Genomic DNA, 15,037 nt, shown 5'->3' with positions numbered 1-15,037 from the left:
CGATGGTTGCCAAGGATTTGGGGTCCCGCATTCGCCGCCGGGGCCTGATGCTCGTCCTGTCGTCGCCATCCGGCGCCGGCAAGTCGACGATCGCGCGCAATCTTCTGGAAAGCGATTCCAGCCTCGAACTGTCGGTCTCGGTCACCACCAGGCCGCGCCGCGGAAGCGAGATCGAAGGCGTCCACTATCATTTTCGGACGATGCGCGAATTCGAGCGGCTTCGTGATTCCGACGCACTGCTGGAGTGGGCCGAGGTGCATGGCAATTGCTATGCGACGCCGCGCGAACCGGCCGAACTGGCGCTGTCCGAGGGGCGCGACATGCTGTTCGACATCGACTGGCAAGGTGCCCAGCAGCTCAAGGAGAAGATGCGCGCCGACATTGTCTCGATCTTCATCCTGCCGCCATCGATGAAGGAGTTGAAGGCGCGGCTGAAACGTCGCGCTGAAGACCAGGAGGCGGTGATCGAGACGCGGCTGAAAAACGCCCGCAACGAGATCGAGCACTGGAAGGAATATGATTTCGTCATCGTCAATGACGACCTTGACCGCGCCTTCGCCGAAGTGCGCGGTATCGTCGTCGCCGAGCGGCTAAGACGCGACCGCCGGCCAGGCCTGTTCGATTTCGTCTCTGGACTGTTGGACGAGAAGACGGGCTGAGGCGGTGAAGCGCCAATCTCCCCCACGAGGGGTGGGAGATCGGCAGCTTCTTACACCGCATTGGTCAGCCGCACGAACTCCTCGACGCTCAGCGTTTCGGCGCGGCGTGTCGGATCGATGCCGGCGCGTTCGAGCAGGGCCTCGCCGCCGAGGTTCTTCACGCTTTGCCGCAGCATTTTGCGACGTTGGCCGAACGCGGCTTCGGTGACGCGGCCGAGTTTTTTTACCTCGGCGGACAGAGGGGTCGGGCGCGGCACCAGATGCACCACCGAGGAGGTGACCTTTGGCGGCGGCGTGAATGCCTGTGGCGGTACGTCGAAGGCGATCCTCGCCTCCGTCCGCCAGCCGGCAAGAACCCCTAGCCGGCCATAGCTGTCGCTGCCGGCGGGCGCGACGATGCGCTCGGCCACTTCGCGCTGGAACATCAAAGTCATCGAGGTGTAGAAAGGCGGCCAGTCGCTGACCGTCAGCCAGCGCACCAGCAGCTCCGTGCCGATGTTGTAGGGCAGGTTGGCCACGATCTTGACCGGACCGCCGTTCCCGGTCGCTCGGCTGGCAAGGCCTGCGAAATCCGTCTTCAGCGCATCGCCGGAAACAACCTCCAGCCGGCCGGGATAGTGGTCGGACACTTCGGCAAGAGCAGCCAGGCAACGTTCGTCGCGCTCTATGGCGACCACATGGCGCGCTCCGTTGTTGAGCAAGGCGCGGGTCAGCCCGCCGGGACCAGGACCGACCTCGATTACTGTTGCATCGGACAAGTCGCCGGCGGTGCGCGCGATCTTGCCGGTGAGGTTGAGGTCGAGCAGAAAATTCTGGCCGAGCGCCTTCTTCGCCTGCAACCCATGACGCTCGATCACCTCGCGTAGCGGCGGCAGCCCGTCGATGCTCATGCCCGAGGTCTCATACGGCGATTGCCTTCGTGTTCGTGTCGGCCAGCCGCCGGGCAAGCTTCAGCGCGGCTATCAAGCTGTCGGGCCGCGCCACACCCTTGCCGGCGATGTCGAAGGCCGTGCCGTGGTCGGGCGAGGTGCGGATGAAGGGCAGGCCGAGCGTGACATTGACCGCCTCGTCGAAAGCCAGCGCCTTGGCCGGGATCAGCGCCTGGTCGTGATACATGCAAAGGGCCGCGTCGTAGCCCGCCCGCGCCCGGACATGGAACAACGTGTCGGCCGGCAAAGGGCCGAAAGCGTCGATTCCTTCGGCACGCAGGATGTCGACCGCCGGGCGCACGATCAGCTCGTCCTCGAGGCCCATGGCGCCGCCTTCGCCGGCATGTGGGTTGAGCCCGGCAATCGCCAGCCTCGGCTTGGCGATGCCGAAGCGGCCGGTAAGGTCGGCGGCGGTGATGCGCGCGGTGGCGACGATCAGTTCGGTGGTCAGTGCCTTCGGCACCTCGGCCAGCGCGATGTGGATGGTGACGGGAACGGTGCGCAGGTCGGGTCCTGCCAGCATCATCACAGGCATCGCCTCGACGCCGCTGTGCCGGGCTGCCAGATGCGCCAGATATTCGGTGTGGCCGGGAAAGCGAAAGCCCGCATCGTAGAGCGGCTTCTTGGCGATGGGGCAGGTGACCACGGCCGAGGCTTCGCCGGCAAGGCAATCGGCGACGGCGCGGTCGATGGCCTCGATGGTGGCGGCCGCATTGGCCGGATCCGGCCGGCCGGGGCTGTCGATGCAGCCGGCGGCTAGCGGAACGATCGGCAAGGCGCGGGCAAAGACCTGCGCCGCTTGCGCTGATGTCGTTTCGACGACCGGCAGCGAAATGCCGAGCAGGCGCGCCCGGGAGGCGATCAGCGCCGGATCGGCGAGCAGGTAGAAGGGGGGCAGGGCGGCAGCTTCGCGCGCCATAAAGGCGGCGATGGCGATCTCCGGCCCAATGCCGGACGGATCGCCGGCGCTCAACGCGAGCGCACTCACTGTGTTGCCCACGTCAGCGCTTGACGATGCGGGCTTTTGCCTTCAGCTCGTCGACATATTTCTTGCTGAGCGCGTCGGCATCCTTGTCGCCGCCGGAGCCTTCGGCCTGAAACGCCATCTGGGCGACCTTGTCGTCGGACACTTCGCGCGACGAGCAGATGCCGATGAATTCGACGCCGCGCTCGGTTTCGCGCGTGGCGGTGGCACCGCCGACTTTGGTAGCCTTGATCTGCTCGGCCCAGTCCGGCGGCAGCTGCGGCGCGAGCACCCGGCCCAGATCGCGAACGGTGACGTCGATCAAGCCCTTGGCGAATTCGCGCGTCGTGTTGCAGCCGTTGAAGCGGGCGCGCATGGCGTCGGCCTCGCGCTTGCGTTTGCCCAGCGTCGCGCTGCGTTCAGCCGCCGGCACCACGAAGATGACCTGCTGCAGCATGTATTCGGTGGCGCTCGGTTTGGCGCCGCCTTTTTCGAGCATCTTCCTCACGAGATCCTGCTCGCTGACGGCACCTGTGCCGTCGCCGGAACGGTAGCGTGCGCTCAAAGCCTGGTTCCAGGCCATCTGGGCGCGGATGAATTCCTTGAAGTGGCTCTTGGTGACACCTGACTTCTCCATGACGCCGTCAAGCTGGCTGAGCTGCATCTTGTTGCTCGAGGCAAAGCGCTGATACGCCGCCTCGACCTGTGCGTCGCTGATGCGGATGCCAAGCCGCTTGGCCTCGGCCATACGCAGCGTCTGGTCGATCATTTCCTGGCCGGCATCGCCCTTCTTGCGCTGCAGCTTCAGGAAGGCGGCGCGATGGGCGATGTCGCCGCTGGTGACCGGAATGTCGTTGACGACGTATTTGATCTCGCTGGCGAAAGCCGGCGGCGTCATTGCAGTGATCGACACGGACGTCGCCGCCACGAGCAACGCGAAACCTGCTGAAAAGAGGTATTTCCTCATCGTTGGTATCCCAATTCTATCCCGGTCCCGCCCAATTTCATCTTTCCAGGTGCGCGAAATCCGTGCCAGCCCTATGCGGCGAAACGATGTCGCCGATTGTTACTGGATCGTGTCGACGCCACTGGTCGACGAGCCGAAATCGCCGAGGGTGCGGAACGACAGATTGAAGCCGATGGTCTGCGACACCTCCCTGGTGTTCAGATCGCGCGACTGCGAGTAGGTCATCAGATAAGTGAAGCAGGAATCGTTGTAGGCGAAGCCGACACCGTCCTTGACCAGCAGGCTTTGCTGCAGGTCGTAGGTTCCTGTGCCGAAGACGCGCCAGTTTTCGGCCAGATGCGTGGATGCACCAAGTGTGACTTCGTGGCGGTCTTCCGTGAAACCGTACAGCGGCTGGGCCTGGATGAAGGCGTATTTGGCGCTCAGCGACACAGGCAGGCCGGAATAGGCGGCCTTCACCTCGGCACGGCGGACCTCGAAACTCTGTTCGTCGAAACGGCCGCTGACCGAGGCCGCGAAGCCGTTGGGGCTGTTGATGCCGAACAGGCCGACATAGTCGGACTTGGTCGTGTCGAGGCCGGAATTGGCGCCGACATTGACCAGATCCGGCGCGGCAAAGGAGTTCTCGCCGCCGATCTGATAGGATTGGCCGAAAATCGCATTGGTGCCCCAGCCATTATTGTACGAGCCGGAATAGCGGAAGCCGACATTGGCGCGCGAACCGCCTTCGACGCGGTCGTAACCGGAGAACTTGTCGCGCTCGAACAAGGTGGTCGCGTCGAAGACCATGCTTTGGGCGTCTTCGTTGGGCACTGAGAGGCCGCCGACATATTGCTCGTTCGGACGCATGAAGACCTGCGCCATTGGCTCGATGACATGGCTGGACCCGCTGGCCATGGAAAACAGCACCGGCCAACGCATCTCGAGGCCCGCGGTTGCCATGTAACGGGCAAATGACGAGCGCATATCGTCCTGCTCGCCCAAATGCGTTGCCATTCGGTCGATGGCGTCTAGCGAAGCCGACGATGCGTTGAGGTAGTCCACATCGCCCTGCAGCGCGAGCAACGGCGTTAGCACCAGTCCGTCATCTGTGACGAAACTCCGCTTCCACTCGGCCTCGGCGGTGAGACGGCCCGATTCGCCTTCGATGCCGCGGACGCGCTGCGTCGGAGTGAGGGCATTGTAGGGCTGGACGAAGGTCTCATCGACATCGTCGCGGCGGATGACACGCGCGTTGACATTGAGGGACAGCTGGCCGCCGGCCACCGAGGCATCAGGAATATAGGCGTAATCGAGCGACGGCAGCACCCACGGCTGTTGTCCACTTCGCGCAGAGATATTGTCGTCAGGCGTATCTTCCTGCACATCGAAATGCATGGCGCGCACGTCGAAATAATTGCGGCCGTTGAGACCCGTCAAGTAGACTGACGACTGGTGAACGCTGCTATTGTACTTGTCGATGCCGTAGGTGTTCGAGAAGTTCTTGTCGGTCTGCAGCAGCACGTCCCAGCCGAAGTTCCAGCGTGAGTTGATGGCGAACTGCCCCTGGGTACCCATCATGCCGCGGAATTTGTTGGGATCGCCGGCGCTGCCCGAATTGACGTTGTGGCCAGAGCTGGATGGGAAGGCAGTGGTGTCGAGGAAGGCGTCGGGATTCTGCTGGTGTATCCCGGCGATCTTCAAGCTGTACTCGCCATTGTCGAAGCGCTGACGCCACTCGGCCTCACCGAGGAAACCCTGCCTGGTATAGCCGGTGCCGGTGACGGTCAGGTCGTAGGTCGGCGCCAATGCGAGATAATAGGGGACTTTCACGCCGACGCCGAGATCGCTCTTGTAGATGATGCTCGGGATCAGGAAGCCGCTCTTGCGCTTCACCGTCGGGTCGGCAATTTCGAATGCAGGCAGATAGGCAAGCGGAAAACCGAAGAATTCGAAATTCGCATTCTCGAAGCGAACCGTCTTCTTCTCACCGTTCCAGATGATCTTCTTGGCCTTGACGCGCCAGGTCGGCGCTTTGTCCGGCTTATCCTCGCACGGCTCGCAGGCGGTGTAGACGCCATTGTGGAAAGTGGTCAGCACGCCGCCCATGCGTTCTGCGCTTTCGGCGGCGAAATAGGCCTTGTCGATGGTCTCGACCCGCAACGCGTTGACGAAGCCGTCGGCGAAGTCATCGGTGATGTCGATATGTTGCGAATTGATCTTGGTGCCGTCGCTGTTGATGACTTCGACGTTGCCGCTCGCGACCATCCGCTTGGTGTTGCGGTTGTATTCGACCCGCTGGGCGACAAGGCGATTGCCACCATAGTCGATCTGCACACCGCCGACGGCGGTCACGGTCTGGTTGTCGTTGTTGTAGACCAGCGTATCGGCCGCCAGCAGCATTTGCGAGCCGGCCGGAACCGATGTCGCCATGTCGCCGACGTCCTGCGCAAGCGCCGGTGCCGGAACGGCGTAGGCAAGCACGCACGCCAAGGCGGTCGCCGCATAGAGGCGCGCCAAACCGGCCTGCCTGTTGCTGGGCAAAAACGCCTCCCTCACTAGCCGTCTTCCTTGTATAGCAGGAAAGTCACCCCGAAGAACATAGCCACCATGACCGGTACCCAGGCGGCTACGACAGTCGGCACGAATCCCGCCACGCCGAATGCCTTCACCAGCACCGAAACGACATAAAGCAGAAAGCCAGCGATGATGCCACCCAGAATCATCGTCGCCGACTGTCCCATCCTGGCAAATCGCATTGAAACCGTTGCCGCGATCAGCGTCATGGCGACGAGAAGGAACGGCAACGCCACGAGCGAATCAAACTGCATGGCAAAGGCATTTGCCTTGAGGCCAAAGGAGCGGGCAACCTCGACCTTTCCGGGCAGGTCGTAGAACGGGATGGTTTCGGGGCGAGCCAGCCGCTCTTGCACGAATTCGGGCTTCAGATTGGTCGGTACGCGATCGGTTGCCGATGCCTGGATCGTGCCGTTCTGGAACGTCTTGACGTCCTGCAATTCCCAATAGCCGTCGCGCAGGAAGGCACGGGCGGCGTCCTTGCGCTCGACGATGTTGCCTTGCGGGTCGAGAATGAAAAATACGACATCGGCCATTTCCAGGCCCTGGTTCAGGATGGCCCGCGCACCGATGATGGTGTCGCCCGAACTGGTTTTCTGACGGATCCAGGGCGCGGCATCGGCCGAGACCGTATTCGATTTGCCCGAACGCAGCTGGGTTTCGATCTGCTCGGACCAGGAGAATGCGTGCGCGGCGAGTGGATTGATGACGCCAACCGACAGGACGCCGAACAGCAAGGCTCCGATACAGCAGGGCAAGAGGAACTGCCAGGCGGAAACACCGGCGGAACGCGCGATGACCAGCTCGTAGCGCCGGTTCAGCGACACCAGCGTCGCCATCGCCGAGAAGAGACCGACGAACGGCACCGTCTGCAGCATGATCATCGGCATACGGAGGCCTGAAATGGCTACCGCCGTGCCGTAGGTGAAGCCGGGCAGGCCGGTGGTGCGTCCGGACAGCTCGGTGAAATCGATCAGGAACACCAGCGCCAGGAGGCCGATGAAGAACCAGATGGTGATCGTCACATAGCGGAAAAAGAAATAGCGGCCCAGTGTCCAGCCCATCAGCCGACCCCTTGGCCTGATGCGCCGCGCCTGGACAAACGCAATTTGAAAGCATTCCAGCTGTCAGCGATGCGCGTGGCGAAGTTTGTCATCCAGTCCGCCCAGGTCACGGGCAGTTCCAGTGTCCGGTTGGAGACGATGAACCAGATCGCCACCGCGGAAGCCACGATCGGCACGCCATAGACCATATACGCATATTGCGGGACCTCATCCGCCTTGCTGGCGGCAAAAAAGCCCAGCCAACGCACGAACAGCGATATCGTGATCGCCGTGATCAGCGGATTGACGCGCGCCTCGCGGTGCGAGCGCGCATCGCCGGCGACTGCAAGCGCGATCAGCGCGAAAACCATGGAATAGGTCCATTCCGAGAACCGTTGGTTGACCTCGGCCCGGTATTCGTAGGGGTTCTGCTGATAATACTTGTCGTTGGCACCCGGGTTGAGCAGGTACTGTGTCGTCTGGTCCTTGGGCAGGAGCGTCACCGCCGAAGCCGCCGCCATGAAGGCCGACATGTCGAAGGCATAGGAGGTGAAGCGGATGACGGAGAGATCGCCGGTCAGCGTTTTGCGATGGATGACGCCGTCATTCATCATCAGCACCTTTTCACCGCCGCGTTCGACGATGCTGCCGGTCTTGGCGTAGTAGACGAGGTTGACGCCTTCTTCGCGCGAATCGGCGACGAAAATGCCACCCAGCCGATTGTTCGGAAGGCGCTCGCCGATCTGCAGGAACAACCCGTCGTCAATCTTGCGGAAGGTGCCTTCCTGGATGATCAGCGACAACAGATCCGCGCGCGACGACGCCACCAGGGCCCGGTTCTTCTGCCGTGCGTAAGGGTCGATGCCGTTGTCGACGGCAAAGGAAAAAACGGCGGCGGCGAGCGCCAGCAACATGATCGGCCGCACGATCGTCCAGCGCGAGGCCCCCGCGGCGTTGACGACGGCGAGTTCGGAATCCGAATTCATGACACTGAGTGTCTGTGCGACCGCTACCACCAGGGCAAAAGGCACCACGATCGGGATGATGGACGGAAGGATGAGGGCGGCGACTTCGAAGAAGGTCAGCGCCGACTGGCCGCTGTCGGTGACCAGATCGATCTTTGCCAGCACCTGCGTCGTCCATACGATCGCCAGCGTCCACACAAGAGCGGCCATGAAGACCACGAAAGCGCGGCGCATGATGTAGCGTTCAACGACCTTCATGAAGGCTTTTCTCGATTTTTTCGAACGGCATCATGCCACCGAACAAGGTAGCTGTCCGGCAGCGCCTGCACAACTGGCTCATCAGATGGTCTATCCGGGTTCTGTCCCACATCACGCCCCCCGGCTGGGCGGAGTGTCGGCGGGAATGGATAAGAAAGGGCGAACATCGATGGTTAACAACAGGTTGCGGCAAAAAGCGGGGCCGTGCCGCGACGAATCGTCATCGATTCCATAGGTCATATGGGATGCCAATTCGGCAAAGTCTTGCCAAATGCCGGAAAACGACCAAATGTCGCGCATCGTTTCGAACCGCTTCCCCAAAAGTCGCGCATTCCCTGAAAGCAGGACATGATGAATCAAAGACCGTCGATCGCCTTCGCCAAATTTTCCGGGTCCCAGAGCGCGGTGAACAAGAAGGGCACGGTCTTCGTGCTCGCGGCGGATGAGGGCGGCCTGAGCGACGTCGCCAAGGCCGGTGATCCCGGCAAGACACTGGAGCGGGCCTTTCCCGTGGCTGAGTTCACGGGCAAGTTCGCCAGCACGGTGGAAGTTCTGGCGCCGCAGGGAGCATCGCTCGACAGACTGGTGGCGATAGGCGCCGGCAAGGTATCGGGACTGGACGAATATGCGTGGTTGAAGCTTGGCGGCACCGTTGCCGCGTCGCTGCGCAAGGCGACCGAAGTGGCGGTGGTCCTCGATGTGGCCGGCGCCTCGCCGAGCGCGAAAGACGCGGCAAGCCTTGCCGCGGGCATTCTCCTGCGCAGCTATTCCTTCGACAAGTACAAGACCAGGAAGGACAAGGACGACGGCAAGGCAGAGCCGAAGAAGCCGGTCAAGGTGACCATCCACACCGCCGATCCGGCCGCTGCGAAGAAGGCCTTCGCCGATGCCGAGGCGGTGATAGACGGCGTCCTACTGGCGCGCGACCTCGTCAACGAACCGGCAAACGTGCTTGGGCCGGTCGAGTTCGCTGCCCGCGCCAAGGAACTCGTGGCACTAGGCGTCAAGGTCGAGATATTGGCTGAGAAGGAAATGAAGAAGCTCGGCATGGGCTCGCTGCTCGGTGTCGCGCAAGGATCGCCGCGCGGCGCCCGCATGGCGATCATGCAGTGGAACGGCGGCAAGCCGAAGGACAGCCCGATCGCCTTCGTCGGCAAGGGCGTCACTTTCGACACTGGCGGCAATTCCATAAAGCCGGCCTCGGGCATGGAGGATATGAAGGGCGACATGGGCGGTGCCGCCGCCGTTACCGGCCTGATGCATGCGCTGGCGGCCCGCAAGGCGAAAGCCAATGTCGTCGGTATCATCGGACTGGTCGAAAATGCCGTCGACGGTCATGCCCAGCGCCCCGGTGATATCGTCACTTCGATGTCGGGCCAGACCATCGAGGTGCTCAATACCGACGCCGAGGGCCGCCTCGTGCTGGCCGATGCGTTGTGGTACTGCAACGACCGCTTCCAGCCGAAATTCATGGTCAATCTGGCGACGCTGACCGGCGCCATCATGGTGGCGCTCGGTCAACATTATGCCGGCCTCTTTTCCAACAATGACGAACTGGCCGAAAAGTTGGCGGCGGCGGGGCAGGCGACGCAGGAACGGCTGTGGCGCATGCCGCTGGGGGCCGAATACGACAAGCTGATCGATTCCAAGAACGCCGACATGAAGAACATCGGCGGCCGTTTTGGCGGCGCCACCATCGCGGCGCAGTTTCTGCAGCGCTTCGTCAAGGACACGCCATGGGCCCATCTCGACATTGCCGGCACGGCGATGGGGGCGCCGTCGAACGAGATCAACCAGTCCTGGGGTTCCGGTTTCGGCGTCAGGCTGCTCGACCGGCTGGTGCGCGACAATTATGAGCAGTGAACGGGTTCAATCACTATAGGCTGAAGCGATGGCCGACGTCCTGTTCTACCACCTGACCGAATCGACGCTGGAGGATGCGCTGCCAGGCCTCCTGGAGCGCAGCGTCGACCGTGGCTGGCGCGCCGTGGTGCAGACAGGCACCGAGGAACGCCGCGATGCGCTCGACCAGCATCTTTGGACCTTCCGGGACGATTCGTTCCTGGCGCACGCGACCGATCGTGAGGCTCATCCCGGCGAACAGCCGATTCTGTTGACCACCGGCGACAGCAATCCCAACGACGCAAAGATAAGGTTCCTGGTCGACGGCGCGGTGCCGCCTGACCTTGGCGGCTACGAGCGCGCCGTGTTCCTGTTCGATGGCCACGATGCCGCCCAGCTCGAGGCGGCGCGAGGGCACTGGAAGGTGATGAAGAGCGCTGGCCACGCCGTCACCTATTGGCAACAGACGCCAGATCGCCGCTGGGAGCGCAAGGCTTAAGGCAGGTCGCCTGAACGTGACTGAGGCAGGTCGCTGACCGTTCAGTCGACCCGCTTTTGGACCAGTGCCCTGTCCCGGATGAAAGTCTCTACTACTTTGCCTTGATCCGGCTCTGTTTGCGGCTGACGTAGTCGCCGTGTTTCAATTTCATGAACGCGTCCGCAAGGTTGCGGTGCGAACTCCTGAATACGTACCATTCTCCATCTGGAACCCGGCGCTGGTAGAGAATCCTGCCTGCCTGGCGATGTTCGAAACAGGAAAGAGCGTTGGAGTCGCCTCCGGCTCCGTGCCATTTTGCGCGGAAGCACAGCTTGCCTCCTCCGGGAATGAACCAGATGCCGTCACCGTAGCCCAGCTTGCGCGCCTTGTCCGAGGTCCAGGCACTGAACTGACGGCGCTGGACGGCAAAATATCCGGCACCCTCCCGACCCCAGAGCCACGAGCGGTTCTGGTACATCTGGTAGATGCCTTTGTCCGGCACCACCTCTGCCCGCATGGCCTGTTCGGCGATTTTCGTCGCCGTCTTGGCTGTTGCGGGAATCTGGAAAGCAAACAGACCAATGGAACAGGCAAGTGCCGTTCCGATACAATTGCCCAGTACTCGTTTCACAACCCCTACCCCTACTGTTACGCCACGCCCAGTTTATGAGAACGCTTGAGATGATTTCAGGTGAATCCTGAAATCTGAATCCGCCACTAAATCAAAGAGATGGAGCATGATGCCTGGACAGATGGTGCCCCGTTTGTCCGAAAAGCCGCTTTCTCACTTTTTCAGTATCATGCTCTAGGGCAAGACATGCTGGGTCACCCTCCAGTCGGGCAGACCATAGCCGCCCAGCCACGGCCACACTTCCTTCTGGTTGAAGTAGACGACCGAAGTCAGAGCCGGGAACTCCGCGTAGGATTTGCGGGAATCTTCCTGCCATTTCGAGACATAGTCCTGCTTTCCGACATAGCCGAGTTCCGCAACGACGATCGGCTTGTTGAACACCGCAACGCGGTCATAGCCGGGCTTCAGCAGTTCAGCGAAGGTGCGGTCACGACCGGTCTCGTCACCGTCTTTTTTCTGCAGACCGAACACCGACAGGCCGATGACGTCGACATAGTCGTCGCCGGGGTAGTATTTTTCCAAACCCTCTTCGCCTTTGGGCGACCACATGTACTTGGCGGCGGGGGCAGCCTTGCGGCAGATGTCGACTTCGCGCTTGTAAGCGGAGATCCAGTCCTTGGGAGCCCAGTTGGCCCAGGTGAAGCGGCCGTTCTTGTCTTCCATTTCCTGAGCCCAGCGAATGGTCACCGGGCTCTTCATCTGTCCCACCAGGCCGCAGATTGCCTGCATGTTGGCATCATATTTGCCGCTCAAAATGCCGTCGCGCAATTCGGGCGGGGTGATGCGCCAGTCCTTGGACCATGTCCACGGCTCAATCGTGATCAGAAGCGAACGGCCGCGCTGCAGCGCATAAGCGTCGGCAAGCGGCAGCGTCGACAGATCGACGTCTTCCCAGGGCAGGAACAGCTCTTCGATGCTGGCGCTCTTGTCGGTGCTGAAGTCCCCGTAGGGATCATAGGAACCGAACGCCGACGCAGCGCTGCTCGTCTGAACGGGGTCGGTCGCGGTTACGGAGCCGGCCCCTCCTGCAGTAGGGAAGGCGGCGCTTCCGCCCAATACCAGCGCGATTGCAAGTGCCTTTGCCGCGGAGTGTGTCATCATAGATTCTCCCATGGCCTCGACTTCTCGCGGAAGTTAAGGCTTCGCCCGTGCGCATCGATGCCTGATCGATACGGCTACCCAAAAAACCTGTCGGCTCCATTGGCGGAATCTGCGGGATTTCGGAGCGATCATTGGCGGTTGTGCGAACCTTCGCACGAAGCCCACCCAAAATTACTTCTCAAGGCGCCAACACAGAAGGAGCCGTCGAGAGAGTTTCGCCGCGATACTCACAAATTCGCGTCAATATTCCGATATATCATCCCGGTCTAATTTAAGAGCCGGGCGGACCAAAGAGTCAAGCGCAATTAATGGTTGCTTAACCATGATGTTCGCAACATGGTTAACGCTGCCTTGGGCGCTTCTTCCTGCGGACAGCCTCGGCCCCTTCGACGGATTCTCCGACGCTGAAACTTTTGCCGGCTGTGATTGCAGTGCTGGTCGGGGGAGGCGTCCACGGAATTTCCCTCCCGATTCAAGATGTTAAGTTAACCAATTCGCAAGAAGTATAGTTAACCAACACTTAATTTAGTTGACTCTAAGACACCCAAGTGGATTCTAAGGGCGGGTTTTCAAGGCGCGTCTGCCGTCGTTCGGCTGATGCTCGGGTGGCGGCGGTACGTGTATGAGTGTTTCCGCGGACGTGGGGATCATCAGCGGCAAGACCATGCCGAAACGGGGGCGTGGGGCGGCTCCGGGGAAGGCGGCGGAGAAGCCTCCTTTTCTGGTGCCGGTGCTGTCGGCCACCCAGCGGCGGATCTGGAGGCTGGGACTTGCCTGCTGGTCGGTAACGTTCGGATTTTTCTGGTTCTGGTGGCTGCAGCCCGGGCACATCGAACATGTCATTCCATACATGCTGGCGACATTGACGCTCGTATGGCTGACGTTCATGCCGATGTATTTTCTCTTGAACGTGCATGCGATGAAAAAGCCGTCCAGTCTTCACACGATCCCGGAACGTTCGCGGGTCGCGATGGTGGTGACCAAGGCTCCGTCCGAACCGTTTTCGGTGGTTGCGCGAACGCTCGAAGCGATGCTGGCGCAGGACTGTCCGCATGATACCTGGCTGGCCGACGAGGACCCGTCAGAGGAAACGATTGCCTGGTGCGATGCCCATAACGTCATGATTTCGACGCGGCGCGGGCGGGAAGATTATCACCGCAAGGTGTGGCCCCGCCGGACGCGCTGCAAAGAGGGAAACCTGGCGTTCTTCTACGACCACTATGGTTATGAGCGCTACCACTTCGTCGCTCAGATGGATGCGGACCACGTCCCGACACCAACCTATCTCAGGGAAATCCTGGTCGCCTTTGCCGACCCGGCGGTTGGCTATGTATCGGCGCCGAGCATATGCGACAACAATGCCGCTGAAAGCTGGTCGGCACGCGGCCGACTGTTCCCGGAAGGGATGTTCCACGGACCCTTGCAGTCCGGCCATACGGGCGACGGAACGCCGCTCTGCATCGGCTCGCACTATGCCGTGAGAACCGCAGCGCTCAAGCAGGTCGGCGGCCTTGGCCCGGAACTGGCCGAAGATCACTCGACGTCCATGCTGTTCATTGCGGCTGGTTGGCGCGGTGTGCATGCCATAGACGCCATTGCCCATGGCGATGGCCCGCAGACCTTTGCCGATCTTGTCACGCAGGAGTTCCAGTGGTCGCGGAGCCTGATGACGATCATGCTCGAATACTCGCCCATATACCTTTCCAAGCTATCGCCACGGCTGAAATTCCAGTTCCTGTTTCGCCAGCTCTGGTATCCGCTTTTCGCCGTGTTTTCGCTTGTCATGTACGTCATGCCTATGTACGCGCTTCTGACGGGGAAGAGCTTCGCCAATGTGACATATGTTGATTTCCTTTTATACTATGCTCCGAACTCTATTTCCCTGATTATGCTGGTGATGTTGCTGAAGGCATTCGACCTGTCGCGCCCGCTCACTGCCAGGACGATCAGTTGGGAGGGAATGTTGTTCTCATTCTTCGCGCGTTGGCCGTGGGTGCTGGCGGGCACGCTGTCGTCGATCCGTGATTATGTGACCAAGTCGTTCGTGGATTTTCGTGTTACCCCCAAGGGCAGTGGCCCGAAAAATCTGCTGCCTGCCCGCGTCATCGTTCCGTATGTGGCACTTGCAATCGGAGCTTCGCTGCCGGTCCTTCTGGTGGACCGCGCGTCGGATGCCACCGGCTTCTACTGGTTCGCTGCCTTCAATGCGTTCGTCTACGGGTTGCTTGTGGTCGTAATCATCACCAGGCACCTGGCGGAGAACAGAATTTCGTTGCGGCGCAACGTCGCGAAACTCGCCTTGCAGGCCTCGCTCGCTGGCGTTGCGCTCTTCGTCCCGGGCGCTGCGTTTTATGACCGCGGCCTGGAAGGCATATATGGGCTCCAGCAGGGAGCAGGCGGTGTGCGCATCGTCAGCGTGGCCTACCCGGTTTCCGGAGCCGGGCGTGGTGGGAGCGGAACCCGCACATTCCATCTTGACCCCGCCTGGGATCGGCCAATCGTCAGATAGTCTGGAAGAGCCTGGCGCCCGCCAACTCAGGAATTGCCATGACAAAACACCCAAGGCACGGGGATTTCTCGACCCCAGGGGTGGAAGCGGTGGCTAATTCGAGATCTGTCGGTTCGCCGGGCGAGTGAACCTGGC

General features: G+C 61.3%; 13 protein-coding genes. 4 read left to right on the top strand and 9 right to left on the bottom strand.

What is annotated here, in order from left to right; genetic code table 11:
* Window positions 1-2 precede the first annotated feature (2 nt).
* Window positions 3-659 carry a guanylate kinase gene (gene gmk / locus NKI69_RS25215; protein ID WP_013532512.1) on the top strand — a complete coding sequence of 219 codons (657 nt, stop codon included), beginning with the start codon at window positions 3-5 and terminating at the stop codon, window positions 657-659.
* Between the two features lie 50 nt (window positions 660-709).
* Here the strand turns inward: gmk and rsmA are convergent, their stop codons facing one another.
* From rsmA to NKI69_RS25180, 7 genes are all read right to left on the bottom strand, one after another.
* The gene (rsmA, locus tag NKI69_RS25210; RefSeq protein ID WP_352609739.1) at window positions 710-1,549 is read right to left on the bottom strand and encodes a 16S rRNA (adenine(1518)-N(6)/adenine(1519)-N(6))-dimethyltransferase RsmA; all 840 of its coding nucleotides are present in this window, start codon (window positions 1,547-1,549) and stop codon (window positions 710-712) included.
* 10 nt (window positions 1,550-1,559) lie between these two features.
* Window positions 1,560-2,576, bottom strand: a complete 1,017-nt coding sequence (gene pdxA, locus NKI69_RS25205; protein ID WP_502895161.1) for a 4-hydroxythreonine-4-phosphate dehydrogenase PdxA — start codon at window positions 2,574-2,576, stop codon at window positions 1,560-1,562.
* Window positions 2,577-2,589: 13 nt separating this feature from the next.
* Window positions 2,590-3,519, bottom strand: a complete 930-nt coding sequence (locus tag NKI69_RS25200; RefSeq protein ID WP_023813768.1) for a peptidylprolyl isomerase — start codon at window positions 3,517-3,519, stop codon at window positions 2,590-2,592.
* Window positions 3,520-3,618: 99 nt separating this feature from the next.
* Complete coding sequence (locus tag NKI69_RS25195; RefSeq protein ID WP_023813769.1) at window positions 3,619-6,057, bottom strand: LPS-assembly protein LptD; 2,439 nt, start codon at window positions 6,055-6,057, stop codon at window positions 3,619-3,621.
* Entirely contained in the window at window positions 6,057-7,142 is a 1,086-nt protein-coding gene (gene lptG / locus NKI69_RS25190) for an LPS export ABC transporter permease LptG (RefSeq protein ID WP_031213741.1), read from the bottom strand. Before lptG ends, NKI69_RS25195 begins: the two co-directional genes overlap by 1 nt.
* A complete protein-coding gene (gene lptF / locus NKI69_RS25185) occupies window positions 7,139-8,341 on the bottom strand; it encodes an LPS export ABC transporter permease LptF (protein ID WP_023813771.1) in 1,203 nt (400 codons plus the stop codon). The genes lptG and lptF overlap by 4 nt, the downstream gene beginning before the upstream one ends.
* 111 nt (window positions 8,342-8,452) lie before the next feature.
* On the bottom strand, window positions 8,453-8,641 hold the full coding sequence (locus tag NKI69_RS25180; RefSeq protein ID WP_127289235.1) for a hypothetical protein: 189 nt from the start codon (window positions 8,639-8,641) through the stop codon (window positions 8,453-8,455).
* A gap of 51 nt (window positions 8,642-8,692) precedes the next feature.
* Between NKI69_RS25180 and NKI69_RS25175 the strand changes: the two genes are divergently transcribed.
* The gene (locus tag NKI69_RS25175; protein ID WP_352722787.1) at window positions 8,693-10,204 is read left to right on the top strand and encodes a leucyl aminopeptidase; all 1,512 of its coding nucleotides are present in this window, start codon (window positions 8,693-8,695) and stop codon (window positions 10,202-10,204) included.
* A 28-nt stretch (window positions 10,205-10,232) separates the two neighbouring features.
* The gene (locus NKI69_RS25170) at window positions 10,233-10,682 is read left to right on the top strand and encodes a DNA polymerase III subunit chi (protein ID WP_352631889.1); all 450 of its coding nucleotides are present in this window, start codon (window positions 10,233-10,235) and stop codon (window positions 10,680-10,682) included.
* A 91-nt stretch (window positions 10,683-10,773) separates the two neighbouring features.
* Here NKI69_RS25170 and NKI69_RS25165 read toward each other — a convergent pair whose 3' ends face one another.
* Window positions 10,774-11,292: a DUF995 domain-containing protein gene (locus NKI69_RS25165; RefSeq protein WP_031213743.1), complete on the bottom strand. Its 519-nt coding sequence runs from the start codon at window positions 11,290-11,292 to the stop codon at window positions 10,774-10,776.
* A gap of 174 nt (window positions 11,293-11,466) precedes the next feature.
* Window positions 11,467-12,390, bottom strand: coding sequence for a glycoside hydrolase family 26 protein (locus NKI69_RS25160; protein WP_128305696.1), 924 nt, complete (start codon window positions 12,388-12,390; stop codon window positions 11,467-11,469).
* Window positions 12,391-13,015: 625 nt separating this feature from the next.
* Here NKI69_RS25160 and NKI69_RS25155 point away from each other — a divergent pair.
* Window positions 13,016-14,902, top strand: coding sequence for a glycosyltransferase family 2 protein (locus NKI69_RS25155; RefSeq protein WP_352722763.1), 1,887 nt, complete (start codon window positions 13,016-13,018; stop codon window positions 14,900-14,902).
* Window positions 14,903-15,037: the final 135 nt, after the last annotated feature.

Origin of the sequence: Mesorhizobium sp. M0491 (genome assembly GCF_040321265.1) — a bacterium.
GTDB lineage: Bacteria > Pseudomonadota > Alphaproteobacteria > Rhizobiales > Rhizobiaceae > Mesorhizobium.
This window is presented reverse-complemented; position numbering and strand designations above follow the sequence as displayed.

Coding starts and splice junctions, on each gene's coding strand:
- gmk (WP_013532512.1), top strand. CDS start 3: ATGGTTGCCAAGGATTTGGGGTCCCGCATTCGCCGCCGGGGCCTGATG.
- rsmA (WP_352609739.1), bottom strand. CDS start 1,549: ATGAGCATCGACGGGCTGCCGCCGCTACGCGAGGTGATCGAGCGTCAT.
- NKI69_RS25200 (WP_023813768.1), bottom strand. CDS start 3,519: ATGAGGAAATACCTCTTTTCAGCAGGTTTCGCGTTGCTCGTGGCGGCG.
- lptF (WP_023813771.1), bottom strand. CDS start 8,341: ATGAAGGTCGTTGAACGCTACATCATGCGCCGCGCTTTCGTGGTCTTC.
- NKI69_RS25180 (WP_127289235.1), bottom strand. CDS start 8,641: ATGCGCGACATTTGGTCGTTTTCCGGCATTTGGCAAGACTTTGCCGAA.
- NKI69_RS25175 (WP_352722787.1), top strand. CDS start 8,693: ATGAATCAAAGACCGTCGATCGCCTTCGCCAAATTTTCCGGGTCCCAG.
- NKI69_RS25170 (WP_352631889.1), top strand. CDS start 10,233: ATGGCCGACGTCCTGTTCTACCACCTGACCGAATCGACGCTGGAGGAT.
- NKI69_RS25160 (WP_128305696.1), bottom strand. CDS start 12,390: ATGACACACTCCGCGGCAAAGGCACTTGCAATCGCGCTGGTATTGGGC.
- NKI69_RS25155 (WP_352722763.1), top strand. CDS start 13,016: ATGAGTGTTTCCGCGGACGTGGGGATCATCAGCGGCAAGACCATGCCG.